Raw genomic sequence first — 22,771 nt, 5'->3', positions numbered from 1 at the left:
ATTTTGCTCAACGTTTCTGGAAGGCGGGGTGCCAGGAGAGCGTCAGACGCTCCAGCACGCGGGAGGCGCTGTCGGCGAGCTTGCCGAGCAGGGCGTAGATCAGGATCGAGAGCACGACGACGTCGATCAGCATGAACTCGCGCGCTTGCATCGCCATGTAGCCGAGGCCGGAAGAGGCCGCGATGGTCTCGGCGACGATCAGCGTCAGCCACATGATGCCGAGCGCAAAGCGGATGCCGACGAAGATCGAAGGCAGCGCGCCCGGGAAGATGACGCGGCGGAACAACTCACCGTCCGTCATGCCGTAGATGCGGCCCATCTCGATCAGCTGCGGATCGACGGTGCGGATGCCGTGCAGCGTGTTGAGATAGATCGGGAAGAACACCCCGAGCGCCACCAGGAAGAGCTTTGCGCTTTCGTCGATGCCGAACCAGAGGATGACCAGCGGGATCAGCGCCAGATGCGGCACGTTGCGCACCATCTGCAGGGTGGTATCGGTGAGCCTGGCCGAAAGCTGCGACAGGCCGTTGGCGAGGCCGAAGGCGAAGCCGATGCTGCCGCCGATCAAAAAGCCGATCGAGGCGCGCCAGAACGACACCCAGATGTTGCGGACGAGCTCACCGGAGACCAGCAGCTTCCAGCCCGCGAGCACGACGTCGCTCGGGGCCGGCAGTACCCGCGTCGGCACGAAGCCGGTGACGCTCGCGACCTGCCAGACCGCGATGATGGCGAGCGGCACGATCCACTGGATCAGGCCGTCGGCCCGCGGCAGGCGGATGCTGCGCGGAAGCGAAATGCTGTCGATCAGGCTCATGACTGCGACACCCGGTGCTGCGGACGGAAATCGCTGCCGACGGTCTCGCCGAACGGACCGCCGTTGAAATGCAGCTTCGTCACGTTGCTCGGCTGCTCCAGCGCGAGCAGCGGGAACACCAGCTCGGCGAAGCGATAGGCTTCCTCCAGATGCGGATAGCCCGACATGATGAAGGTATCGATGCCGAGATCCTGATACTCCCTGATGCGCGCCGCCACCGTCTGGGCGTCGCCGACCAGCGCCGTGCCGGCGCCGCCGCGGACGAGGCCGACGCCGGCCCACAGGTTCGGCGCGATCTCGAGCTTGTCGCGCTTGCCGCCGTGGAGCTGCGCCATGCGCTGCTGACCGACCGAGTCCATACGGGCAAAGTTCTTCTGGGCCAGCGCGATGGTGTCGTCGCTGACATGCCTGATCAGCTCGTTTGCGGCGTGCCAGGCTTCTTCGTTGGTCTCGCGGACAATGACGTGTAGACGGATGCCGAAGGAGAGTTTGCGGCCACGAGCGGCGGCAACCTCCCTCACCTTCGCGATCTTCTCGGCGACCAGCGCCGGCGGCTCGCCCCAGGTGAGATATTTGTCGACGGTGTCCGCCGCGACGTCGATGCCGGCATCGGAGGAGCCGCCGAAATAGAGCGGCGGGCGCGGCGACTGCACGGGCGGAAACAGCAGCTTGCCGCCCTCGATGCGGATGTGCTTGCCCTCGACGTTCACCGTCTTGCCGGCGAGCAGGTCGCTGTAGACGTTGAGGAACTCGCGGGTGACCTCGTAGCGCTCGTCGTGGCCGAGGAAGATGCCGTCGCCCTTGTTCTCGACGGGATCGCCGCCGGTGACGACGTTGACGAGGAGCCGGCCGTTCGAGACGCGATCAAGCGTCGCGGTCATGCGCGCGGCTACGCTCGGCGATTGCAGGCCGGGACGAACGGCGACGAGATAGCGCAGCCGCTCCGGTGAACGGCGCGACCGAGGACGCAACGATCCAGGAATCCTCGCAGGATCGCCCGGTCGGCAACAGCACGCCGAAATAGCCGAGCTGATCGGCGGCCTGCGCGACCTGGCGCAGATAGTTGAAATTGACCTCGCGGCCGCCGATGCCGGTGCCGAGATAGCGGCCGTCGCCGTGGGTCGGCAGGAACCAGAGGATGTTGGCGTTTGATTGCTTGCTCATGAGTGTGCTCACGTTCCCGGCTTCCGCGCCACGTCGGAAATCTTGATGGATTTGGGGATCAGGCCGAGCGCGAAGAACGCGTCGGCCACCTGCTGCTGGTCGGCGATGACGGCATCGGTGATCGGCTTGATGCCGTAGGACTGGCGCTTCAGGGCCACCTCGACCACGGGGACCGGGAGACCGATCGAGGGAGCCAGCTGCTCGGCTACGGCGCGGATGTCGCCCTTGGCCCAATCATCGACCGCGCTGAGTTCGGCGAGCACGGCATCGACGATCTTCGGGTTGGCTTCGAGGAATTTCTTGGAGGCGAAGTAGAACTGGTAGTTGGCCACGATGCCGCTGCCATCGGCCAGCGTGCGTGCGCCGGTGGCCGCTTCCGCCGCGGCCTGGAACGGATCCCAGATCACCCAGGCATCGACTGCGCCGCGTTCGAAGGCGGCCCGCGCGTCGGCTGGTGCCAGGAACACGGTCTCGATCTCCGAGTATTTGACGCCGGCTTTCTCAAGCGCCTTGACGAGGAGATAGTGGACGTTGGAGCCCTTGTTGAGCGCGACCTTCTTGCCCTTGAGGTCGGCAACGGATTTCAGCGGACTTTCCTTCGGGACCAGGATCGCCTCGCCCTTCGGCGCCGGCGGCTCGTAGGCCACATACTGGATCGGCGCGCCGGCGGCCTGCGCGAAGATCGGCGGAGCTTCGCCGGTGTTGCCGAAATCGATCGCGCCGACGTTAAGCGCTTCGAGCAGCGGCGGACCGGACGGAAATTCGGTCCACACCACCTTGTAGCCGTCAGCGGCGAGCTTCGGCTCCAGCGTGCCCTTGCTCTTGAGCAGCACCAGCTTGCCGTACTTCTGGTAGCCGATGCGGACCACCTTATCCTGACCGTAGGAGGTGCCGACCGCGGCCGCGACGATGCCGATCGACAGCACGATGGCTGCGATCACGCGTTGAACGATGCGCTTCATGTTCAGACCTTTTTGAACGGGAAGAGTTGTCGGCACGGTCAGGCTGCCGGGTCGCGCCAGACGATGTCGCGAATATGAATCGGCTTCGGGATCAGGCCGAGCTTGTAGAAGCGGTCGGCGACGCCCTGCTGGGTCGCGACGATCTCGTCGGTGACGGGACCGACCACGAAATTCGCGCGATTGGCGGCGACGGTCTGGATATCCAAGGGAACGCCGGTAATCGCGGCGAGCGATCTGGCGACCTCGTCGCGGTGCTGCTCGGCCCATTGGCCTGCCGCGGTCGTCACGTCGACGATCTGCTGCAGGATCGCCGCATGGTTCTTCGCGAACTCGCGGTTGGCGATGTAGAAGGAATTGGTCTTGGTGACCTCGCGCGCATTGATCAGGATGCGGCCGTTCTGCTTGGTCTCGCCGATGGCGAAATAGGGATCCCAGATCGCCCAGGCCTCGATGCTGCCATTGGCGAAGGCGGGGCCGGCATCCGGCGGCGTCAGGTAGACCGGTGTGATGTCGGCATAGGTGAAGCCGGCCTTCTCCAGCGTCTGCACTACGACGTTGTGGGCGCTGGAGCCCTTGGTGAAGCCGATGCGCTTGCCCTTGAGATGGGTGATGTCGCGGATCGGCGAATCCTTGGGCACCAGGATGCCCTGGCCGTTGGTGATGGGCTGACCGGCGGCGTAGACGATCGCCGCGCCCGCGGCCTGGGCGAACACAGGCGGGGAATCTCCGACCGCGCCGAAATCGACGCTGCCGACGTTCATCGCCTCCATCATCGGCGGGCCCGAGGAGAACTCGATCCACTTCACCTCGATGCCTGAGGCTGCGAAATGTCTTTCCAGGGCAGCCTGCTGGCGCGTGATGACCAGCACGCCGGTCTTCTGGTAGCCGATACGAATTTCCTTCACCGCCCCTTGCGCGATCGCAGGCGATGCGAACGCGACGGCGGCCGCAGTTCCAACCGAAAGTTTCAGAAAGTCTCGACGCTGCATTCCACACTCCCGGCCGCGTGCGGCCGTCATCATTCACGTTTGCCGAATGATGGTGCGCGTCATCGGAAGTGTCGAGACGTCCGCGAAAATAGCGATGCGAGCACTGCGCTGCATGCCGCGCGCGTGACTAATCTTTCAAGCGGCGAAGCGAATGAGGATGGAATTTTTCTGCACGCGAATGTGAGAGCTGCACGGATTTGTCCAAGCCCAGACCACCGAACATAAAAGTCGCAAAAACAACCCCATGCACAGTAGCCGCGGCGTGCGAAAACAATAACTTACGTATTTTCCGAATCGAATTTGACATGTCGGGCAAAACAGGAGCAGAATGGCACCATGGCAGCGTCCGGAGCGGGGGCCCTACCGGCCTATCGCCCCCACCTCACCGGCAGGTTCTGCAGCCCGCGGAAGGCCCAGCCGCCGATCCGCACCTCTTCGTCCTCGGCAAGCTCGATGCGCGAGGCGCGCGCGAACAATGTCGGCAGCGCGACGTCGGCGATCATGGCGCGCGAGGCGAAGGCGCCGGCGCAGAAATGCGGGCCGGCGCCGAAGGCGACGCTCTTGGAGGTGTCGCGCCGCACGTCGAACTGATCGGCGCGCTCGAAATGCTTTTCGTCGCGGTTGGCGGAGCCGAACATCAGGAATACGCGTTCGTCGAGCTCGAACGACACATCGCGAATGGTCCAGGGTTTTGCGATGCGGCGCGGCGACATGCCGATCGGCGAGATCCAGCGGGCATATTCCTCGAAGGCCTGCAGCCACGACACCTCGCCGCGCAGGACCAGATCGAGCTGGTCGGGATGGGTCAGCAGCGCCCAGACCGTGCCGGCGATCGCCTTGCGCGGCTCGTTCTGGCCGCCGGAGATGGCGAGCTTGACGTTGGCGCGCACGCTCTCCATCGCCATGCCCGAGGCGAGCAGCACGCCCAAAATGCTCTGGTCGGGATGCTTGCGCATCACCGGCAGAATGTCGTCGATCGCGGCGTCGATGCCCGCGGTTGCCGCATGGCAGCGCGCCTCGACCTCAGGGTCGCCGGCATAATTGGCGATGCCCTCGATCATGCCCTGCGACCACGCGTCCATGTCCTGAAAGCCGATATTGGTGAGGCCGGTGATCGACTTCAGGCATTCGCCGGAGAACGGCAGCGCGAAGTCGCGCATGAGATCGATCCGGCCCGGTTCGAGCGAGGCGATGATGCGATCCGCATGGGCCTGGAACTGGGCGGTCCAGTGCGCCTTCACCGTCTTCGGCGAGACCGTCGGAAACATCGCACGGCGCTCGACGAGATGCGCCTCGCCGTCCTTGCGCATCATGTTGTGGCCCATCAGCCGGTTCATCAGGCCGGCGGGCTGGTGCGAGGAGAACACGTCGATCTGCTTCTCCGAGATCGAGATGTCGTCGCGGCTCGTCAGCAGCGTCGAGCCGAGCTGCGGCACGAAGGCGATCGGCGCCTCCTTCCGCATCTTGGCGAGCATCGGATAGGGATCGGCCCAGAAGGCGGCCGGGTCGATCTCGATGCGCGGCGCGGTGCTCAAGCTTCGCTCCCTTGTGGTCTCCTCGATACCAAGGCTAGCGCCTTTCAGTTACCGCCGTCTGTCCCCATGGATTGGGACAGGCGGGCCAAAAGCTGCCTTTGTCTGCTTTCAACTCAGATAGCAGCTCCGGCCAGCAAGAAAGCGCCGCCCAGCGCGACCATCACAAGTCCAGGCCAGTTCGATTTGACGCCGAAGCCGCTACCGGGCCTTTCAGGCTCCAGGGTGTCACGTCCGGAGCGAAGCCACTTCCCACCACTGAATCGACCTCGCCAAATGGGCTGAAACGCCATTTGGAATAGGCCGCCGAAAACAAGGAGCACTCCAAGCCATATGAGGATCATGCTCGCCTCCTCTACCCGCGAACGCCGATAGGTTGATGCGCCGAGAACCGTGGTCCATTCAGCGCTGCCCCCGGCTTACGGGATCAGACCGACCTTGAAAGCCACCGGGACAACCTCTGACCTGTCAAATAGTTGATATATGGACATGATTTCTGCTAGCCGTCCATCCGGGCCGGCTTGGGAAATAGTAGCAATTGGTTCCGCCGAAGCGGATTGGTATCAAGGGCCTTGGGCGGGCGAAGCACGAAGGCTGCTGCAGAAGCACGCCGCGCGTCTGAAAGATCGGTCGAATCTGATGGGTCCAGCGCAGCAATGACGGGCATCGATTTCGAGCAGATCGTGGACCGCATCCACGAGGCAGCGACCGTTCCGGAGCTCTGGCCGGACGTCCTGGAGAACATCGCTCATGCCGCGGGCGCGCATGGCATGGTCATGATCACCTCGGACTCCGATCAATGGTCCGGTGTCTGGAATGGTGTCGTGACGTCGCCATCGATCCGCGAGGCTTTCTCGGCGTTCCTGCGTGGCGACCTCTCCAGCCGGACGGAGACGACCCCGCGACTCCTGGCGCTTGATCACCCCGGCTTCGTCGGCGAGCACGAGGCATTTTCGCCGGAGGAATGGGAGCGCGATCCATATCGGGTGGAATGGAACAAGAAGTGGGGCTTCGAACACGCTTGTGCGACGGCGGTCCGCAGCCCGTCCGGTGAGATCATCGTCTTCCACATGGAAAGACTGGCCGGCCGCCCCGCCTTTTCGCGGCAGGACCTCGATTTTCTCGACCGCTTTCGCCCCCATCTCGCGCGGGCGGCTTTGCTGTCGACACGCTGGCGCCTCACCCGGATGCGGGCGGCAACCGAGGCGTTGTCGCTGGTCGGCTTGCCGGCTCTCGCGATCACGCGCTCCGGGCGGGTTCTGGCCGCCAACGCCTTGATCGAAGGCATGACCGACGTTCTGCAATGGTTGCCGAAGGACCGGATCGCGATCAAGGACCGCGCCGCCGACACCCTGCTGCGCGCCGGCCTCGCCCAACTCGATGCGCCGCAAAAGGCCGTGTGCTCCTTCGCCGCGCGTCGCAGCAGCGATCTCGATCGGGTGGTGCTTCATCTCGTGTCGATGCCGGGCGAGGCCCGCGATCTCTTCGATGGAGCGGTTGGCCTCCTCATCGCGACGCCGGTCACCGCCTCACAGGCCCCGAGCCTCGCCCTCATTCGCGGCCTGTTCGACCTCACCCCGAGCGAGGCGCGCGTTGCGCGCGGAATCGCGCAAGGACAGACGATCGGCGACATCGCCGCGCATCACGGGCTCAGCCGCGAAACCATCCGCACCCAGGTCAAGGCCGTCCTCGCCAAGACGGGAACGCGCAACCAGAAGAGCGCAGCCGCCCTCTTCGGCGCGATCCCCAAATTACCGCTGAGAGATTGACGCCGGACTTGTCCGGTGGCGTGCGTCGGCAGGGACAAGCTTCGCTTCACCCAAATGGGTGAAGACACAGGCCGGCGCTCCGGGTTCAACTCCGCCCAAATTGGATGTCTGGCGAGAAGCGGCGGCGATGGCGGGACCGGAATTTCCGATCTTCGAAGTGACCCTGGCGCAGCGCAGGCGCAGGACATGGAGCTGGAGCGTCTGCACCATTCAAGGCGCGGTGGTGATGCAGGGCCGGGAAGCCAGTCGACCCGCAGCAAAGTACCAGGCCGAGAGAGCGCTGTTCATGCTGCTGCTCACCGCGCCCTATCGTTCCCGACTTTCCGCATAGCAAGGGGCTCCTCGAGCGCTGCAGGGTTGCCAGTGTGCGGGACAGCAAGCTAAGCGTCGGTCGGCGAGCGACCATGCGTCAGCCAATGGTCGATCTGCCAGGTCTCGTAACCGAGCAATTCGCCGAAGCGCCGTTCTCGATCATCGGACCAGGCTCCGGGCTCGTTCAGCAGCGCTAGCATGGCGTCAATCCGCCACTCGTGACCGGGCAATGTGTAGAACAGCATCCGATATTCGAGCTGCGGCGCCCCAGGACATGGCTCGATCAGCTCGCGCTTCGTCAGGCGGCCTTCAGCGACATGCCGGTCGAACATGCGCCAATACCGAATACAGATGTCCGGCTCCTGGCCGACGATATCCATGAAATATGCGAGGGGCTTGGTGCCCCGGAGCATCAGGCCGAGCTCTCTGTTGGTGTGAACCAGATAGGGCACTTGACGACGCCGTTTGGAATGCATGTCGAGCATGTTGGCGACGCAACGTTAATTTCCGCTGAGGGACCCCGCGCGAACGTCCTGAGCGAAAGGCAACGACGGCTTCCGGCTCAATCCGGACAATTGCAACGAATTTCACGGTGTGCCCTCGTGACGGTGGGCGTCATGATGGCCAAGGCGTACAGCAAAGAAACGGCTAACCACGTTGCAACGACCGCATGCGCGAGAGCATGGAGGAGAAATCAACTCATGATAGTATCGGCCTTGTCAGCCGACCAAAGGGAACTGCCGTGACTGAAATGACCAAGCTTCGATCTCGACTTCTGTTGATTGCCTTGTGGGTCAGTCTCGTCGGAGCTCTCGTCGTTTTCTTTGCGTTCGCCAACACACCAGGCGGAAGCGGTGGTTCATCCTGGGTCTTTAATCTGATCGTGTCTTGGTTGCCGTTCCTGGTGCTGGTGGGCGCCTGGCTATGGTACTCGCGCACGATCCGGCGCTCATCATCCGGGGCGAGCTGGGTCGATCTATACGAGCAGCAGGTCGCGGAAAACAGGCGAACCAATGCATTGCTGGAGAGGATCGCGACCGCTCTGGAAAAGCCGTCTCCTGGTTAGCGCGAACACCGGGCATCGCGGGGACGAAGTCATGCGCTCGGGCATTGCCGCCGACATCCTGCTAGTTGTTCTGGCACTCGCAGCCGCCGTCGTCAGCCGGCCAGCGGCTGCCGACGATCGACAAGTCTGTTTGGAACGGACGAAGGAAGCCTCTGCCGAGATCATCGCTGCCTGCACACGCGCGATCCAGAGCGGAGACTACAACGGCGAAGACCTGTCGAGTTTGTATCATGCGCGTGGCTGTTCCTGGCCATGGACAAGCTTCGCCGATCGCGATGACCGCGCCCTGGAAGATTTCACCGCGGCGATCCGGGTAAACCCGAAAGCTGGCGGCTCACTGCTCAACCGGTCGCACATCTACAACCAACGGCACGACCACGACCGGGCAATAGCCGACGTCGACCAGGCATTCGAAGCCGGCCTGTCAGACCATGGAAAGCGGGTCGGATACGGCGAGCGCGGCTACGCCTATCAAAGGAAAGGGGACAACGACCGCGCCATTGCCGACTATACCGCCACCATCCAGCTGAATGCGAACAATAGCTTCGCTCTCATGGCCCGGGGCAACGCCTATTTTGCCAAAGGCGATTTTGACCGTGCCATTGCCGACTACAACCGGGTGATCGCAGTTGATCCCGAATATGCCCACGACTATGCCGCCTACGGCAGCCGCGCGATTGCGTACCTGCGCAAGGGCGACCTCCGCCAGGCCTTCGCGGACGTCGACCGGAAGCAGGCGCTATCCTGGCTCGCTGCCGGCGTCTTTCTGGCAGCGCTGATCTGGCTTTGTTGCCGAGGGGGCGCACGGTCGTTCGGATGGCGGTCTGGACGAACGATCATCGAGATGTGCGAACAGCAGCTGGTCGACTTGCGGCACACAAACGCCGCCCTGGAGAAAATCGCGGCGGCTGTCGAGAAGCGATCGTCGGGTTAGCTCGGGTTCGTCGGACGTTCGGCCGCGCCGACGTTGCTAACTTCCGGAATGGCCGTCAGAGCCGCCGGACCAACCATCATTCTGGCCGGGTCCAAAGTTCGTATTGTTTCGATCCGGCGGGACCCTCATGCCCTGGTAAAAGGCGTAGCCAATGACTCCCAGCAAGGCGACCAGGCAGATAGGTGCAAGAAGCCAGTCTGGCATGTTCTCATCCTCGGATCGGCCCTACGTGCCGCAACCGCATCGGATGATAGGCCAAATGCTTCAACTAAAGTTGGATGGACACAGACATCGCGGACTTGGAGCCCCTAGTTCAGGCCGCGCGGACCCGTCAGCAGGCGCAGCACAATTCCGAATAATTCGCTCTGCGAGGAGATGCCGAGCCGCTCATAGGCGCGCTTGCGGTAGGTCAGGATCGAATGCAGGCTGATGCCGAGCGCCTGCGAAATCGCCTCCGAGCTGAAGCCTCCGAGGATATGGCGGCAGACCTCCTGCTCGCGCAGGGTGAGCGCGGAGAGCGGCTTGCGCGTCGCGAACAGGGACGCAAGATCGGACGTCGGCTTCTCCTGGAAATGGCGGGCGACGCTGGCTGCGATCGCCGGTGCGATCGCCCCGAGCCGCTCGCGCTGGGCGGCGCTGAAGCGGCCCTGCGCGGCGATCCGATAGAAGTTGACGTAGAAGCAGGTGTCACCGGTCCAGATCGCGGTCGCACATTTGTCGACGATGCCGGAATCCTGGAAGAAGATCTTGCGGTAGCGCGCGCCGTACATGCGCGGCGCGAAGCGAGGCAGCATGATCGGCGCGCCGCCCTCGCCTTCGAACAGCGCATCGCGGTTGGGATCCGTTTCGTGGAACTGGCCGGCATAGGCGGCGCCGAGATCGGCGCCGATCGGGATGTTGCCGGCATCGAGCAGGCAGCTTGCCGCGCCTGCCCGGCTCAGCGCGAACACCATGCAATGGCCGACATCGGCCTGCCGGCGCAGCGTGTCGATGAGCACATCGGGAAAATCGGAGCGGCCGATGGCGAGCACCGCGGGCGTGACATCGCCGGCCGACGGATGAAAGGTTGTCCCGTTGGGTCGCACCGTATTCCTCCGCAAGACGCTCTTTTGCGAGAGGATAGCAGCAACGGAATCTTACCGGAAGCGCTCACGAGCACCGCCGCCCAGGGCCGCTCGGCTGTTGCAGACACCATTGGCGGGTCTCACGCTGCGCCTCCCCCTTCGAGACGGCATCGTCGCGATTTTCTCAGATGAGGCTGATCCGATGGCCCCACCGAGTCACTTCACCCTGTGCCTGAAAGCAATCTCGCGCAGATGACTGAAAAGCTTTGAGAGCCGCTTCAAGCGCTCACTGACCAGCGCGCAAAGAAGCATCAGCCACGTTGCGAGCGCGACACACCACAACAGAAATTCCAATGCTGCGGGCATGAGGGCACCTTTCGAAACGAGTTGCGAAACAAAGGCGGGGCACTGATGCTCGTTGAAAAACGCGAGCACTGCGTCTGCGTTATCAGCCTTTATGGCCTCTCGCGCTGCCGCGATCATGATCGCCTCCGCTGCCGACCGCATTCGAAGGCTATTACGACCTCCTGAATTGCACTAGAATTAATGCTGAAAGTCACAATTCCATTTCGGGGAATGATCCGATGGACAGGCTCGATGAACTTGCGACATTCGTCGCGATAGTTGAGGTTGGAAGTCTGGTAGGCGCAGCAAAGCGATTGAAGCGTTCGCCTCCCGCGGTCACTCGCGCGCTTGCGGCCCTCGAGGAAAGGGTCGGAAGACGATTGGTGGAGCGAACAACCCGCCGCCTTGCACCGACGGATGCCGGACGCCACTTTGCTGAGCGCGCCCGCGAGCTGGTCAACGGCTACTCGACCGTCATGAGCAGGCTTGTCGAGACGGAGGGGGCTCCGCTGCACGGTATCCTGCGAATAGCCGCTCCCACCATCTTCGGACGCCGTCATGTCGCCCCGATCGTATCGAGCTTCCTTGACGCTCATCCGGCGATCCGTATCGAGCTCGTCATGGGCGAAAGGTCGCTCGACCTGATCAGTGAAGGCATCGATGTTGCGGTCAGGATAGGTCAGCCGCGCGACTCGCGCCTCGTCGTCAGATCAGTGGGGTCGGTCCGTCGCGTCCTGGTGGCCAGCCCTTCCTACTTGCGCAGGCAACCTGAGCCTCGACATCCGCGAGACATACCGAAGCACGATGTCGTGTTCTTTTCCGGATTTGCGGGGCCGACCGAACTGCGTTTTCAAAATCGAGGTCGCTTGCACACGGTTCGCGTGATGCCGCGCCTCATGACGACAGATCTCGACACGGTCATTGCCGCCGTGACATCGGGCCAAGGCATCGCTCGACTTTTATCCTATCAGGTCGAAGCCGAGATTTCGTCAGGCAAGCTCGTGCGTCTTCTTCCGGCCTATGAGCCGGCCGTACCGGTTCAAGTCGTGATTCCCGGTTCCCGGCGCACCGCACCGGCTGTGAGGGCATTCGCGGATCACGCCGCTGCGTCGCTCCGTACCCTTTCGATCATCCGCCATTGACTTCAAGGGAGCTGCGCGGGGCGGGGTGTCCGGTTCTCTGCCTGCAGCCAAACCCATCAGTTCCCCCGCGAGGAACGATTGCAGCCCCGCTTTATTGGTCCGTATCTTCAAGGCTTGATCAGGGCGTTGCCCAGGCCGCTCATCGAAGGATCAGTCGATGCGCATCCTTCTCGTCGGGGCTACAGGACTCATCGGATCGGCGATCCACGCCAGGCTGTCCGCCGAAGGACATGACTGCATCTTGGTGTCGCGTCATCCCGCGGCGGCGCACGATCCTCGCCACGTCGCGCTCGACGTCGCCCGGACCACCGATGTGTCGAAATGGAAGGGCCTTCTCGCCGGCGTCGATGCCGTGATCAATGCAGCGGGTGCGCTGCAGGGACAGGACATGCAAGGCGTTCATGTCGCCGGCAGCGCGGCACTCTATGCGGCCTGCGAGACCGCCGGGGTCCGCAGGGTCATCCTGTTCTCGGCAATCGGCAGCAATGTCGATGCGCTCAGCGATTTTTCCCGCACCAAGCGCGAGGGCGAAGCCGCCTTGATGGCGCGGGAGCTCGATTGGGTGGTGCTGCGGCCTTCTGTCGTGGTCGGCCGGCCCGCCTATGGTGGCAGCGCGCTGCTGCGCGGGCTGGCGGCGCTGCCGGTTCTGCCGGTCATGCCGGACACGGCGGCGATTCAACCGGTGCATCTCGACGACGTCGTTGAGACCGTGCTGTTCTTCCTGCAGCCCGGCGCGCCTTCACGGGTCGCGGTCGATCTGGCCGGCCCGCGGCGGATCGCCTTCAGCGATGCGGTCGCGCTGTTTCGCGCCTGGCTGCGCTGGCGCCCGGCCTATCGCCTGCAGCTGCCGCGCTGGGCGGCTTCAATTGCCTATCGTGCGGGCGACGTTGCGCAGATGCTGGGATGGCCAACGCCCATCAACACGACGGCACAGGCGGAAATGCGCCGCGGTGCGACCGGCGATCCCGAGCCCTGGCGTCGATTGACCGGCACTCCACCGCGCGATCTCGAAGTCGCGCTCGCACGCGAGCCTGCGTCGGTGCAGGAACGCTGGTTTGCACAGCTGTATGCGCTCAAGCCGCTGATCTTTGGCGTCTTCGGCGCGTTCTGGATCGCCACCGGCATCATCTCGCTGAGCGCGGGCTGGAATATCGGCATGTCGTTGCTGCTTGAAGGCGGGCTGCAAGGGAACGTCGCGGCGCTCGTCGTCACCGCGGGCGCGCTCGCCGACATCGTCATCGGCATCGCCATTCTCTGGCGGCCTCTGAGCCGCTACGGACTCTGGGCCGCACTGATCATCTCGCTCACCTATGCCGTGATCGGCACCGTCCTGGTGCCGCGACTGTGGGCCGATCCGCTGGGACCGATGCTGAAGATCTGGCCGGTGATCATGCTCAATCTGGTCGCCATGGCCATCCGCGAGGATCGCTGATGATCTATTTCCTCGTGAAGATGGCGCACATCATCGGCGCTGCCGTGCTGCTCGGCACCGGGGCCGGCATCGCCTTCTTCATGCTGGTGGCACATCTGCGCGGCGACCCGCGCGAGATCGCGGGAGTCGCGCGGACGGTGGTGCTGGCCGACTTCCTGTTCACGGCGAGTGCCGTGATCCTGCAGCCGATCACCGGGACATGGCTCGCCTGGTCGAGCGGGTATTCCCTCGGCGACGGCTGGGTGGCGGCGTCGATTGCACTGTATCTCGTGATCGGCGCCTTCTGGCTGCCGGTGGTGTGGATGCAGATGCAGATGCGCGATCTCGCCGTCGCAGCGGTCGCGAGCAACGGCAAGCTGCCCGCCCGCTATCACCGTCTCTTCTGGTGGTGGTTCGCCTTCGGCTTTCCGGCTTTCGCGGCCGTGCTGATGATCTTCTGGCTGATGATCGCCCGTCCGGCCATTCCATACTGGGATTAGGTTCGCCTTCAGGACAACCCACCTGCCTGATCACCCAACCAGAGCGAGGCGCGTGGCCAGCGCACCCCGCTCTCCGTCGCCTCACTACGGAGCCTTCACCTCGGCGCGGGCAGCTGCCGCGGCGTCCATCCCGGCCTGCTTGACTCGGTCCACAATCTCGGCGCCGGTATCGCTGATTTCCGAGACAACCGTGTCCGAGGCTTCACGCAGGGCCTGCGAGACCGCACCGGCGCGCCGGTTCAGGTCAGCCTTCACGTCGTCGCTGACGTCTCCGATATACTGGTTCTCGATCTCGGAGGCGCGGAACGCGCCCGCCACGGCCGCACCAATTGCGATGCCCACGACCCCTAGCACGAGCGGTTGCCGCTCCAGCATGTCCGCCAGTGACGACTTCGCACTCGCCATGGTGTCCTTGTTCGGAAGCGCATTGCCCAGCTTGCTGAATTGCTCCTGCGCGAAGGCGACGCCCTCGTCGAAACGATCCCGGACGCCCTCGGCGGCCTGCGACATAGTATCGGAAGCGGCGGCGGTCGCGCCACGCAGGGTCTCCCCGACCCCTTGCGAGCCGTCGTTGTCCATTTCGGGGGCGGTCGGCGGCGCCACGGTCCGCTTGATCGCGGATGCTGCCGAGCTGAAGCCGCGCGTCCCTAAGTCGGCAACGGGTTCGACGGCCTCGGCAGCAGAACGCGCTACAGTCTTTAACTTCTGGTCGCCGGCCAATAGCCAAAGCGCGCCGCCTCCGATGAGGGCCGCGGCAAGCGGATTGTCCCTGGCGGCCGTTACCAGATTGTCGATAAAACCGGTTTTCGTGCTGCTCATCGCACCATTCCCTTCACGGTGTCCTTGTCTTTTTCCAGCTGGCCGATCGTTTCGCGGGGAGCCAGCTGACGCATATCAAGCCGGTTCATGCCCATGGCCACCAGCGCGGCGGCGATGGCCGCAGCGATGACTGCCGATGTCAGATATGACAGTGGCTGCGACCATCCTGCGGAGATCAATGCGGCCGAGAGGGCAAACAAGGCCATGACGATGGCCGGGATCACCAGAACGGCGCCGCCTACGATCAAGCCGACGGCGCCGCCGATCTTCTGGAGCTTCTCGCCAACTTCTGCCTTTGCCAGGTCGATCTCGTTCTGGAACAGCTTGGCGAACTGCGACATGGCATCGCCGAGCAGCGTCGAGATTTCCCTGAACTCGCTTTTGCTGGTTTTGATATCGCGCTCGATGCTCATGGTAACGTGCTGCCCTGGAAGGATGAGGATTGTTGCGTATGGGGGTTACGGGTCCCGGACTCCCGATTCCAGTTTTGCTCTCCCGCCGAAAACGGTCTCCCGCCCGACGTTTGCCCGCTCCCCGACGTGCTGCCGGGGGTGTTGCGCTGCCCTTGGGATGACGACTGTCCGCCCGATGCCTTCAGGAAGCGAACGGCCGCGAAGCCAGCCAGCACCGATATGCCAAGAAAGGCGGCCGGCTGACGTTTGGCGAAATCGGTCGCGCCTGCGACAAGATCTCGGAAGCTTCCGTCCCGAATCTTCTGGGCGGCATCCTCGACATAGTCCGCCGCCGAACCGATGCCGCGTGCGGCGAACGGTACGTCGCTCTCGAAAGCCCGTCCGGCCTCGCGGATGTTGGCCGCGAGGCGCTCGACGAAATCGGCGCCCGATCGCTGCTGTTCGCGCGCCTGGCTCTGAATCTGGTCCATGGTTCCGTCCGCGACGCCCTTTGCTGCATCCGCGGCCTCGCCGAACTTGTCTCGCGCGACGTCGGCCGATGCCCGGAACGCATCGCCGGCGCGCTGCTTCATCTCCGCTCCGGCATCGCCGATCTGCTCTTTCATGTCCTTCGCGGTGCCCTTGTCCTGGTTCTTTGTGAACTGCTTCACGTTCTGCGGGTCCAAATCGCTCATGATGGTTTCCTTCAGGTTTTGGTTTGAGAGGGGCTAAAGGCAGCTTTGACGACGTCGTCCGCAGCCTCCTTCAGAGTGTCCGCCATGTTCTGCGTCATGCGGCTGGCATGGGTGCCGAGATCAGCATCGGCGACCCTTTGCGCCGCAGCATCGGCCGCCGACGTGGTGGCGTCTCTTGCGGCCTCGAACCCGGATTGCGCCGCGGCGGCAGCAGCCTGCTTCACCCCGTCGCTCGTCCGGCCCATAACCTTAGCTTCGACCTTGGTCTCGGGAAGAGCAGCCGCAATGATGGCGCCGATCGCGATGCCCAGGCCGCCGATGAGCGCAGCATTGTCGCCAATGGCCTGCCGGGCCTGGTCAGGCGCGCTCGCGGCGGCATCCCTGGTTGCATTCATGCCACTCTTGAGCTTTTCACTCGCAAAAGTGGCAGCACGCGCCGCGCTCTCCCGCAGATCAGCGGCAATGCCGGCGGCCTTCTCCTGCGCGTCATCAGCCATGCCAGCGGTTCGGCTTTGCGCGGAGGACAGCGTCTCCTTGGCATCACCCTGCATCGCCCGTGCGCCCTCGGCCACCCCCTCAAGCATGTGCCCGGCTTTGTCCAAGACCGGGCCGGTGACGTCTGCAGCACGATCGCGCACCGTCTTCGAGGTCAGGGCGAGTCCTGCGCCGATCATGAGAAGTGGCAACGGCGTACCTCGCACCAACCGAAGCAACGGAACGCCCACTGCGGCGCCCGCGGCCACTGCGCCCATCGGGTTGTCCATGATCTGTTGCTTGAGCCCTTCGACCCAGCTCTGGGTCTTGTGGCTGACGTATTCGGTGACTTCGGATTTGATGTGCTGCGGCGAGACTTTGTGGCGAATGTCCTCGGCGGTGTCCGATATCTGCTCCTTCAACCGTCCGACCGTCGCCGCCAGCTCCGCGCGGCTACGCTCGGACTCCCGTCTCAACTCCTCCACGGATCGTGTCATCGCGTTACCCTCTTGCTTTGTTTCTTGGATTTGAGGTCGAACTCACGCTGTGTTGAATCGTTCCTCGCGCCGCTTGGGCGCTTGCTGGGACGACGATATGCGTGAAGCAGCGCAAGGGACGTCGAGCGCCCAGCCATTGCTGGATGCAGAGAGTTCGAAAGGTCTGCTCCGGGTCAAAACGCCGCACTCCTGCGCGGCTCACCGCACCGGCTTCAGCGCCAGGAAGCAGGACCTGTCGTTGCTTACACGCTACCCCGCCGCCGCCTTCGCGGGGGCACGTTGATCGCCAGCTTGCCGTAGCGATCGGTGAAGGCCTCGGTATCGATCTCTTCCAGCTCGATCTCGCCGCTCATCACGCCCTGCTTCCAGGCCGCCTGCGCCGGATCGTTCTGGAACTCCGGCATCACCTCGCGGCCGAACAGCTCCAGCGACTCGCAGATATGCTCGTGACTGTTCTTGCCGGCCTGGTTGAGCAAGATGACCTGGTCGATGTGCGAGGACTGGAAGCGCTTCAGCTTCTTCCGGATCGTCTCGGGCGAGCCGATCAGGCCGCCGCGCAGCGCCGCCTCCTGGGCTTGCGGATTGTCGCGCTTCCACTTGTTGTACTCGTCCCACATGTTGACGGTGTAGGGCGAGGGGCGCTGGCGGCTCTGCGAAGCGCCGTAGAAGCGCAGCGCAAACTGGAAGAAGGTGGCGCCGTCGGCGCGGGCGCGCGCCTCTTCATCCGTCTTCGCGCACATGAAGAACGAGACCAGCGCCATGTTCGGATTGATCTCGTAGTCGGCGAGCTTGTGCAGCCGCTTGGTGATGGCGTTGTAATAGGCGTGCACCCAGGCATGCGCGGCATCGGCGCTGACGAACTGGAAGCCGAGCGCACCGAAGCCGTGGCGGCCGGCACGTTCGATGGTCGGCAGCTGCGAGCAGGCCATCCACAGCGGCGGGTGCGGCTTCTGCACCGGCTTGGGCACGACGTTGCGCAAGGGGATGTCGAAATATTTGCCGTGATGCTCTGAGCCTGCGTCCTTGAACATCGGGAAGATGGCCGCGACCGCCTCCTCGAACACCTCCTTCTTGGTCTCCATGTCGCGGCCGAACGGCTCCAGCTCGGTGATGGAAGCGCTCTCGCCCATGCCGAACTCGCAGCGGCCGTTCGAGAGGAGGTCCAGCACCGCGACACGCTCGGCGATTCGCGCCGGATGGTTGGTGGTGAGCTGGAGGATGCCGTGGCCGAGCCGGATGTTCTTGGTGCGCTGGCTTGCGGCAGCCAGGAACGATTCCGGCGAGGGCGAGTGCGAATATTCCTCGAGGAAGTGATGCTCGACCACCCAGGCATGGTCGTAGCCGAGCCTGTCGGCGAGCTCCATCTGCGAGAGCGCATTCTGATAAAGGGCGAGCTCATCGCCGGCCACCCAGGGCCGCGGCAGCTGCAGCTCGTAGAAGATGCCGAACTTCATGGCGTCGCTCTCCCGCTTGTTGTTGTTAACGGCATCTTAATGCGCGAGGCGACGCTGTCTACGGATGCGCAATTCCGCCACGTGGGAGACGATCCATCCTCCGGCGCAGCGAGAAGCAGCCAACCGACATTGATCCAAATCAACGCGTTGTCGGGTGGAACGTATCTAAAGTGCAGCAAGGCGACGGCCCGGATGCCGTCACGATTCCCCACAGCTTCAAGAGACCGAATATGTCGGCCCCTGACGACACGACGTCGCGCGTGCGCCGTAAGCGCATGGAGATTTTCGCCTTCCTATTCCTGACCGCGATCGTGATGCCCGTGCTCGCGGTCGGGACGGTCGGCAGTTACGGCCTTGGCGTCTGGATCTACCAGATGTTCGCCGGCCCTCCCGGCCCGCCGCCCTCCCCGCATTGATCGGCAACCAGCGAAAGACAGGCATCATGGCTCACGCCACACTCAACCGCCGCGCCTTGATCACCGGCCGGATGCTCAGCGCCGACCGCGTCATCGCGCCGCCGGGCGCCGAGATCGCCAGCATCATCGTGCAGGCGCGGCCCGAGCGCCTTGCCGAACTGGAAGCGGAGATCGCAGCGCTGCCCGGCTGCGAGATTCATGCCCGCGACGCGCGCGGAAAGCTCGTCGTCGTGGCTGAAGCGGCGGATGCCGGCAGCCTTGGCACCATGCTCAACACCATCCAGTCGCTGCCGAACGTCTATTCCGCAGCGCTCGTCTTCCACGCCATTGAAACCGCCTGAGTCAGGAAGAGCCATCATGACATCGCCGAAGCTCGACCGCCGCCAGATGCTCAAGCTCGAGGCCGCCGCGATCGCCGCGGCCGCCGCCGGCCTGCCGGCACCGGCGCTCGCCGTCAACCTCGCCGCCGAGCGGAAGGAGAGCGAATTGAAATGGGACAAGGCCGCCTGCCGCTTCTGCGGCACAGGCTGCTCGGTGATGGTCGCGACCAAGGACAACCGCGTCGTCGCCACCCATGGCGACATCAAGGCCGAGGTCAATCGCGGCCTCAACTGCGTCAAGGGCTACTTCCTCTCCAAGATCATGTACGGCCATGACCGGCTGACGCAGCCGATGCTGCGCAAGACGGGCGGCAAGTACGACAAGAACGGCGAGTTCACGCCCGTCACCTGGACCGAAGCCTTCGACATCATGGAGCTGAAGTGGAAGGAAGCGATCAAGAAGCGCGGCCCCAACGGCGTCGCCATGTTCGGCTCCGGCCAGTGGACGATCTGGGAAGGCTATGCCGCCGTCAAGCTGTTCAAGGCCGGCTTCCGCACCAACAACATCGATCCCAATGCGCGGCACTGCATGGCCTCGGCGGTCGCCGGCATGATGCGCACCTTCGGCATCGACGAGCCGGCCGGCTGCTATGACGACATCGAGGCCACCGATGCCTTCGTGCTGTGGGGCTCCAACATGGCGGAGATGCATCCGATCCTGTGGACGCGCATCGCCGACCGCCGGCTGTCCGCACCGCATGTCCGCGTCGCCGTGCTCTCCACCTTCGAGCACCGCTCGTTCGACCTCGCCGACATCGGCATGGTGTTCAAGCCGCACACCGACCTGTACATCCTCAACGCCATCGCCAACCACATCATCAAGACCGGTCGCGTCAACAAGGACTTCGTTGCCGCGCATACCGTGTTCAAGCGCGGCCAGACCGACATCGGCTACGGCCTGCGGCCCGAGCATCCGCTGCAGAAGAAGGCGACGGGCGCGGCGAAGCCCAACGACGCCACCGACATGAGCTATGACGAATTCGCCAAGTTCGTGTCGGAGTACACGCTGGAGAAAGCCGCCCAAATGTCCGGCGTGCCGCTGAACCGGCTCGAGGCGCTGGCCGAGTTGTATGCCGACCCGAAGACAAAAGTGGTCTCGTTCTGGACCATGGGCTTCAACCAGCACACCCGCGGCGTCTGGTGCAACAACCTCGTCTACAACATCCACCTTTTGACCGGAAAGATCTCCGCGCCCGGCAACAGCCCGTTCTCGCTGACCGGCCAGCCCTCGGCCTGCGGCACCGCGCGCGAGGTCGGCACCTTCTCGCACCGTCTGCCCGCGGACATGGTGGTGACCAACAAGAAGCATCGCGACCACACCGAGCAGATCTGGCAGCTGCCCGAGGGCACCATTCCCGACAAGCCCGGCGCGCACGCCGTGCTGCAAAGCCGGATGCTGAAGGACGGCCTGATCAACGCCTATTGGGTGCAGGTCAACAACAACCTGCAGGCCGGTCCCAATGTCAACGAAGAGACCTATCCGGGCTTCCGCAACCCCGACAATTTCATCGTGGTCTCGGATGCCTATCCGTCGGTGACCGCGCTTGCGGCCGATCTGATCCTGCCCACCGCGATGTGGGTGGAGAAGGAAGGCGCCTACGGCAATGCCGAGCGGCGCACCCAGTTCTGGCACCAGCTCGTCCCCGCGCCGGGCGAGTCGAAGTCGGATCTCTGGCAACTCATGGAGTTCTCCAAGCGCTTTAGAATCGAGGAGGTCTGGCCCGCCGAGCTGATCGCCAAGAAGCCGGAATATCGCGGCAAGACCCTCTTCGAAGTGCTCTACAAGAATGGCCAGGTCGACAAATTCCCGGTCACCGATATCGAGCCGGGCTATGCCAACGACGAATCCAAGGCGTTCGGCTTCTACGTCCACAAGGGCCTGTTCGAGGAATATGCCCAGTTCGGCCGCGGCCATGGCCACGACCTCGCGCCGTTCGACACCTATCACCGGGAGCGCGGCCTGCGCTGGCCCGTCGTCAACGGCCAGGAGACCAAGTGGCGCTTCCGCGAAGGCAGCGACCCCTACGTCAAGCAGGGCACCAACGTGCAGTTCTACGGCCATGCCGACGGCAAGGCCCGCATCTTCGCGCTGCCCTACGAGCCGCCGGCGGAATCGCCCGATAACGAATATCCCTACTGGCTCTCCACCGGCCGCGTGCTGGAGCACTGGCATTCCGGCACCATGACGCGCCGCGTCCCCGAGCTGTTCAAGGCCTTTCCCGAAGCCGTCTGCTTCATGCATCCGGACGACGCGCAAGAGGCCAAGCTCCGGCGCGGCGACGAGGTGAAGGTGGTCTCCCGCCGCGGCTTCATCCGCGCCCGCGTCGAGACGCGCGGCCGCGACCGGCCGCCGCGCGGCCTCGTCTTCGTGCCGTGGTTCGACGAATCCAAGCTGATCAACAAGGTGACGCTCGACGCCACCGATCCGATCTCGCTGCAGACCGACTTCAAGAAATGCGCCGTGCGCATCGAGCGGGTGAACATGTCATGATGAAACGATCCGCAATCATCCTGCTCGCCTTCGCGATCGCAGCGGGCACGAGCTCGCTGACGGCGCAGACGGTGACCTCCGGCCTGCGCGGCCCGACCCCGCTCAACGACGAGGGCCCGGCGCCGCCGATGCTGCCGAACCGCAACACCTCCGAGAAGGAGGTGCGCAACTATCCGGAGCAGCCGCCCGTCATCCCGCATAATATCGACGGCTACCAGGTCGACCTCAACGGCAACAAATGCCTGTCCTGCCATGCACGGGCGCGCACGGCGGAGTCGCAGGCGCCGATGGTGTCGATCACGCACTTCATGGATCGCGACGGCCAGTTCCTGGCCTCGGTCTCGCCGCGCCGCTTCTTCTGCACCGAATGCCACGTGCCGCAGAACACCGCCAATCCGCCGGTCAGCAACGATTTCACCGACATCGACACGCTGCTGTCGCGCGCAAGCCCGGGTGGCCGCAGATGACGACGACGGCCGATGATCCCAACGCGGAGCTGAACGCCAAGCGCGGATTCATCGCGCGCAGCTGGGCTTTCGTGCTCGAGCTGTGGCAGGTGCTGACCCGGCCGAGCTCGGTGTTCGCGCTCGGCACCCTGGTGCTGGCCGGTTTCGTCGCCGGCGTGATCTTCTGGGGCGGCTTCAACACCGCGCTGGAAATCACCAATACCGAGAAGTTTTGCACCGGCTGCCACGAGATGAAGGACAACGTCTACGCCGAGCTGAAGTCGACCGTCCATTTCTCCAACCGCTCCGGCGTGCGCGCGACCTGCCCGGACTGCCACGTCCCGCACAACTGGACCGACAAGATCGCGCGCAAGATGCAGGCCTCCAAGGAGGTCTGGGGCAAGATCTTCGGCACGATCGACACGCGCGAGAAATTTAGGGATCACCGCCTCGAGCTCGCCGCGCATGAATGGGCGCGTTTCAAGGCCAATGATTCCCTGGAATGCCGCAACTGCCACAGCGCCGATTCCATGGACATCACCAAGCAGTCGCCGCGGGCCTCGGTGGCGCACCAGCGCTTCCTGTTCACCAAGGAAAAGACCTGCATCGACTGCCACAAGGGCATCGCCCACCAGCTGCCCGACATGCGCGGCGTGCCTGGGTGGCAGTAAAGCGGCTCCTGGCGGCCTGAGCTGGGCGTGTA

Annotated in this window: 24 protein-coding genes and 1 pseudogene; 12 read left to right on the top strand and 13 right to left on the bottom strand. The window is 64.0% G+C overall.

The genetic code is table 11. From position 1 onward, the window contains the following. Positions 1-7 precede the first annotated feature (7 nt). The 5 genes and pseudogenes from ssuC to ACTEK7_RS20115 form a co-directional block, all read right to left on the bottom strand. On the bottom strand, positions 8-814 hold the full coding sequence (gene ssuC, locus ACTEK7_RS20135; RefSeq protein WP_225146492.1) for an aliphatic sulfonate ABC transporter permease SsuC: 807 nt from the start codon (positions 812-814) through the stop codon (positions 8-10). After that, positions 811-1,978 (bottom strand): annotated as a pseudogene (gene ssuD / locus ACTEK7_RS20130) (FMNH2-dependent alkanesulfonate monooxygenase). Before ssuD ends, ssuC begins: the two are co-directional and overlap by 4 nt. An 8-nt stretch (positions 1,979-1,986) precedes the next feature. Further along, complete coding sequence (locus tag ACTEK7_RS20125) at positions 1,987-2,940, bottom strand: sulfonate ABC transporter substrate-binding protein (RefSeq protein WP_035999020.1); 954 nt, start codon at positions 2,938-2,940, stop codon at positions 1,987-1,989. 38 nt (positions 2,941-2,978) lie between these two features. After that, on the bottom strand, positions 2,979-3,929 hold the full coding sequence (locus ACTEK7_RS20120) for a sulfonate ABC transporter substrate-binding protein (protein ID WP_225146491.1): 951 nt from the start codon (positions 3,927-3,929) through the stop codon (positions 2,979-2,981). A gap of 368 nt (positions 3,930-4,297) precedes the next feature. Further along, complete coding sequence (locus ACTEK7_RS20115; protein ID WP_225146490.1) at positions 4,298-5,464, bottom strand: cytochrome P450; 1,167 nt, start codon at positions 5,462-5,464, stop codon at positions 4,298-4,300. A gap of 653 nt (positions 5,465-6,117) precedes the next feature. On the opposite strand from ACTEK7_RS20115, the gene ACTEK7_RS20110 reads away from it, so the two are divergent. Together ACTEK7_RS20110 and ACTEK7_RS20105 are read left to right on the top strand one after the other, a co-directional pair. Next, positions 6,118-7,230, top strand: a complete 1,113-nt coding sequence (locus tag ACTEK7_RS20110; protein ID WP_225146489.1) for a helix-turn-helix transcriptional regulator — start codon at positions 6,118-6,120, stop codon at positions 7,228-7,230. A gap of 127 nt (positions 7,231-7,357) precedes the next feature. After that, a complete protein-coding gene (locus ACTEK7_RS20105) occupies positions 7,358-7,561 on the top strand; it encodes a hypothetical protein (RefSeq protein WP_050995847.1) in 204 nt (67 codons plus the stop codon). A 49-nt stretch (positions 7,562-7,610) separates the two neighbouring features. On the opposite strand, the gene ACTEK7_RS20100 is transcribed toward ACTEK7_RS20105, so the two are convergent. Beyond that, entirely contained in the window at positions 7,611-7,994 is a 384-nt protein-coding gene (locus ACTEK7_RS20100; protein WP_225126226.1) for a hypothetical protein, read from the bottom strand. A 290-nt stretch (positions 7,995-8,284) separates the two neighbouring features. Between ACTEK7_RS20100 and ACTEK7_RS20095 the strand changes: the two genes are divergently transcribed. After that, the gene (locus tag ACTEK7_RS20095; protein ID WP_225126228.1) at positions 8,285-8,608 is read left to right on the top strand and encodes a hypothetical protein; all 324 of its coding nucleotides are present in this window, start codon (positions 8,285-8,287) and stop codon (positions 8,606-8,608) included. A 31-nt stretch (positions 8,609-8,639) separates the two neighbouring features. Beyond that, a complete protein-coding gene (locus tag ACTEK7_RS20090; protein ID WP_074447710.1) occupies positions 8,640-9,542 on the top strand; it encodes a tetratricopeptide repeat protein in 903 nt (300 codons plus the stop codon). Positions 9,543-9,850: 308 nt separating this feature from the next. Here ACTEK7_RS20090 and ACTEK7_RS20085 read toward each other — a convergent pair whose 3' ends face one another. Continuing rightward, entirely contained in the window at positions 9,851-10,627 is a 777-nt protein-coding gene (locus ACTEK7_RS20085) for a helix-turn-helix transcriptional regulator (protein ID WP_036022134.1), read from the bottom strand. Positions 10,628-10,822: 195 nt separating this feature from the next. Further along, the gene (locus tag ACTEK7_RS20080) at positions 10,823-11,089 is read right to left on the bottom strand and encodes a hypothetical protein (protein ID WP_141697582.1); all 267 of its coding nucleotides are present in this window, start codon (positions 11,087-11,089) and stop codon (positions 10,823-10,825) included. Positions 11,090-11,190: 101 nt separating this feature from the next. Between ACTEK7_RS20080 and ACTEK7_RS20075 the strand changes: the two genes are divergently transcribed. The 3 genes from ACTEK7_RS20075 to ACTEK7_RS20065 all read left to right on the top strand — a co-directional run bounded on the left by ACTEK7_RS20075 (position 11,191) and on the right by ACTEK7_RS20065 (position 14,004). Next, complete coding sequence (locus ACTEK7_RS20075; protein WP_036022131.1) at positions 11,191-12,093, top strand: LysR family transcriptional regulator; 903 nt, start codon at positions 11,191-11,193, stop codon at positions 12,091-12,093. A gap of 157 nt (positions 12,094-12,250) precedes the next feature. Beyond that, entirely contained in the window at positions 12,251-13,525 is a 1,275-nt protein-coding gene (locus ACTEK7_RS20070) for an SDR family oxidoreductase (protein ID WP_036022129.1), read from the top strand. Next, positions 13,525-14,004 carry a DUF2269 family protein gene (locus ACTEK7_RS20065; RefSeq protein WP_036022126.1) on the top strand — a complete coding sequence of 160 codons (480 nt, stop codon included), beginning with the start codon at positions 13,525-13,527 and terminating at the stop codon, positions 14,002-14,004. The genes ACTEK7_RS20070 and ACTEK7_RS20065 overlap by 1 nt, the downstream gene beginning before the upstream one ends. 84 nt (positions 14,005-14,088) lie before the next feature. On the opposite strand, the gene ACTEK7_RS20060 is transcribed toward ACTEK7_RS20065, so the two are convergent. The 5 genes from ACTEK7_RS20060 to ACTEK7_RS20040 form a co-directional block, all read right to left on the bottom strand. Then, complete coding sequence (locus tag ACTEK7_RS20060) at positions 14,089-14,823, bottom strand: hypothetical protein (protein ID WP_225139230.1); 735 nt, start codon at positions 14,821-14,823, stop codon at positions 14,089-14,091. Further along, positions 14,820-15,236, bottom strand: a complete 417-nt coding sequence (locus ACTEK7_RS20055; protein ID WP_036022122.1) for a phage holin family protein — start codon at positions 15,234-15,236, stop codon at positions 14,820-14,822. The genes ACTEK7_RS20060 and ACTEK7_RS20055 overlap by 4 nt, the downstream gene beginning before the upstream one ends. Continuing rightward, a complete protein-coding gene (locus tag ACTEK7_RS20050) occupies positions 15,233-15,910 on the bottom strand; it encodes a hypothetical protein (RefSeq protein WP_036022119.1) in 678 nt (225 codons plus the stop codon). Before ACTEK7_RS20050 ends, ACTEK7_RS20055 begins: the two co-directional genes overlap by 4 nt. A gap of 11 nt (positions 15,911-15,921) precedes the next feature. After that, complete coding sequence (locus ACTEK7_RS20045; protein ID WP_036022116.1) at positions 15,922-16,881, bottom strand: DUF3618 domain-containing protein; 960 nt, start codon at positions 16,879-16,881, stop codon at positions 15,922-15,924. 242 nt (positions 16,882-17,123) lie between these two features. Then, a complete protein-coding gene (locus tag ACTEK7_RS20040; protein ID WP_225146488.1) occupies positions 17,124-18,335 on the bottom strand; it encodes an LLM class flavin-dependent oxidoreductase in 1,212 nt (403 codons plus the stop codon). Positions 18,336-18,565: 230 nt separating this feature from the next. Between ACTEK7_RS20040 and napE the strand changes: the two genes are divergently transcribed. Genes napE through ACTEK7_RS20015 form a run of 5 tightly spaced genes read left to right on the top strand, consistent with a single transcriptional unit; the run spans position 18,566 to position 22,739 of the window. Continuing rightward, positions 18,566-18,751, top strand: coding sequence for a periplasmic nitrate reductase, NapE protein (gene napE, locus ACTEK7_RS20035; protein WP_018318384.1), 186 nt, complete (start codon positions 18,566-18,568; stop codon positions 18,749-18,751). 26 nt (positions 18,752-18,777) lie between these two features. Next, a complete protein-coding gene (locus ACTEK7_RS20030; protein ID WP_035998976.1) occupies positions 18,778-19,092 on the top strand; it encodes a chaperone NapD in 315 nt (104 codons plus the stop codon). A 16-nt stretch (positions 19,093-19,108) separates the two neighbouring features. Beyond that, on the top strand, positions 19,109-21,622 hold the full coding sequence (gene napA, locus ACTEK7_RS20025) for a nitrate reductase catalytic subunit NapA (RefSeq protein WP_225146487.1): 2,514 nt from the start codon (positions 19,109-19,111) through the stop codon (positions 21,620-21,622). Beyond that, a complete protein-coding gene (locus ACTEK7_RS20020) occupies positions 21,619-22,089 on the top strand; it encodes a nitrate reductase cytochrome c-type subunit (protein WP_035998936.1) in 471 nt (156 codons plus the stop codon). Before napA ends, ACTEK7_RS20020 begins: the two co-directional genes overlap by 4 nt. Then, positions 22,086-22,739, top strand: coding sequence for a NapC/NirT family cytochrome c (locus ACTEK7_RS20015; protein ID WP_225146486.1), 654 nt, complete (start codon positions 22,086-22,088; stop codon positions 22,737-22,739). The genes ACTEK7_RS20020 and ACTEK7_RS20015 overlap by 4 nt, the downstream gene beginning before the upstream one ends. Positions 22,740-22,771 lie beyond the last annotated feature (32 nt).

It is taken from the genome of Bradyrhizobium sp. JHI2711 (assembly GCF_056156565.1).
This window is presented reverse-complemented; position numbering and strand designations above follow the sequence as displayed.

Bases quoted from the DNA above. Each gene is read 5' to 3' on its own strand.
- ACTEK7_RS20105 (WP_050995847.1), top strand. From the start codon at position 7,358: ATGGCGGGACCGGAATTTCCGATCTTCGAAGTGACCCTGGCGCAGCGC.
- ACTEK7_RS20070 (WP_036022129.1), top strand. From the start codon at position 12,251: ATGCGCATCCTTCTCGTCGGGGCTACAGGACTCATCGGATCGGCGATC.
- ACTEK7_RS20075 (WP_036022131.1), top strand. From the start codon at position 11,191: ATGGACAGGCTCGATGAACTTGCGACATTCGTCGCGATAGTTGAGGTT.
- ACTEK7_RS20040 (WP_225146488.1), bottom strand. From the start codon at position 18,335: ATGAAGTTCGGCATCTTCTACGAGCTGCAGCTGCCGCGGCCCTGGGTG.
- ACTEK7_RS20090 (WP_074447710.1), top strand. From the start codon at position 8,640: ATGCGCTCGGGCATTGCCGCCGACATCCTGCTAGTTGTTCTGGCACTC.
- ssuC (WP_225146492.1), bottom strand. From the start codon at position 814: ATGAGCCTGATCGACAGCATTTCGCTTCCGCGCAGCATCCGCCTGCCG.
- napE (WP_018318384.1), top strand. From the start codon at position 18,566: ATGTCGGCCCCTGACGACACGACGTCGCGCGTGCGCCGTAAGCGCATG.
- ACTEK7_RS20045 (WP_036022116.1), bottom strand. From the start codon at position 16,881: ATGACACGATCCGTGGAGGAGTTGAGACGGGAGTCCGAGCGTAGCCGC.
- napA (WP_225146487.1), top strand. From the start codon at position 19,109: ATGACATCGCCGAAGCTCGACCGCCGCCAGATGCTCAAGCTCGAGGCC.
- ACTEK7_RS20125 (WP_035999020.1), bottom strand. From the start codon at position 2,940: ATGAAGCGCATCGTTCAACGCGTGATCGCAGCCATCGTGCTGTCGATC.
- ACTEK7_RS20080 (WP_141697582.1), bottom strand. From the start codon at position 11,089: ATGATCGCGGCAGCGCGAGAGGCCATAAAGGCTGATAACGCAGACGCA.
- ACTEK7_RS20015 (WP_225146486.1), top strand. From the start codon at position 22,086: ATGACGACGACGGCCGATGATCCCAACGCGGAGCTGAACGCCAAGCGC.
- ACTEK7_RS20020 (WP_035998936.1), top strand. From the start codon at position 21,619: ATGATGAAACGATCCGCAATCATCCTGCTCGCCTTCGCGATCGCAGCG.
- ACTEK7_RS20065 (WP_036022126.1), top strand. From the start codon at position 13,525: ATGATCTATTTCCTCGTGAAGATGGCGCACATCATCGGCGCTGCCGTG.
- ACTEK7_RS20055 (WP_036022122.1), bottom strand. From the start codon at position 15,236: ATGAGCATCGAGCGCGATATCAAAACCAGCAAAAGCGAGTTCAGGGAA.
- ACTEK7_RS20120 (WP_225146491.1), bottom strand. From the start codon at position 3,929: ATGCAGCGTCGAGACTTTCTGAAACTTTCGGTTGGAACTGCGGCCGCC.
- ACTEK7_RS20110 (WP_225146489.1), top strand. From the start codon at position 6,118: ATGACGGGCATCGATTTCGAGCAGATCGTGGACCGCATCCACGAGGCA.
- ACTEK7_RS20050 (WP_036022119.1), bottom strand. From the start codon at position 15,910: ATGAGCGATTTGGACCCGCAGAACGTGAAGCAGTTCACAAAGAACCAG.
- ACTEK7_RS20030 (WP_035998976.1), top strand. From the start codon at position 18,778: ATGGCTCACGCCACACTCAACCGCCGCGCCTTGATCACCGGCCGGATG.
- ACTEK7_RS20060 (WP_225139230.1), bottom strand. From the start codon at position 14,823: ATGAGCAGCACGAAAACCGGTTTTATCGACAATCTGGTAACGGCCGCC.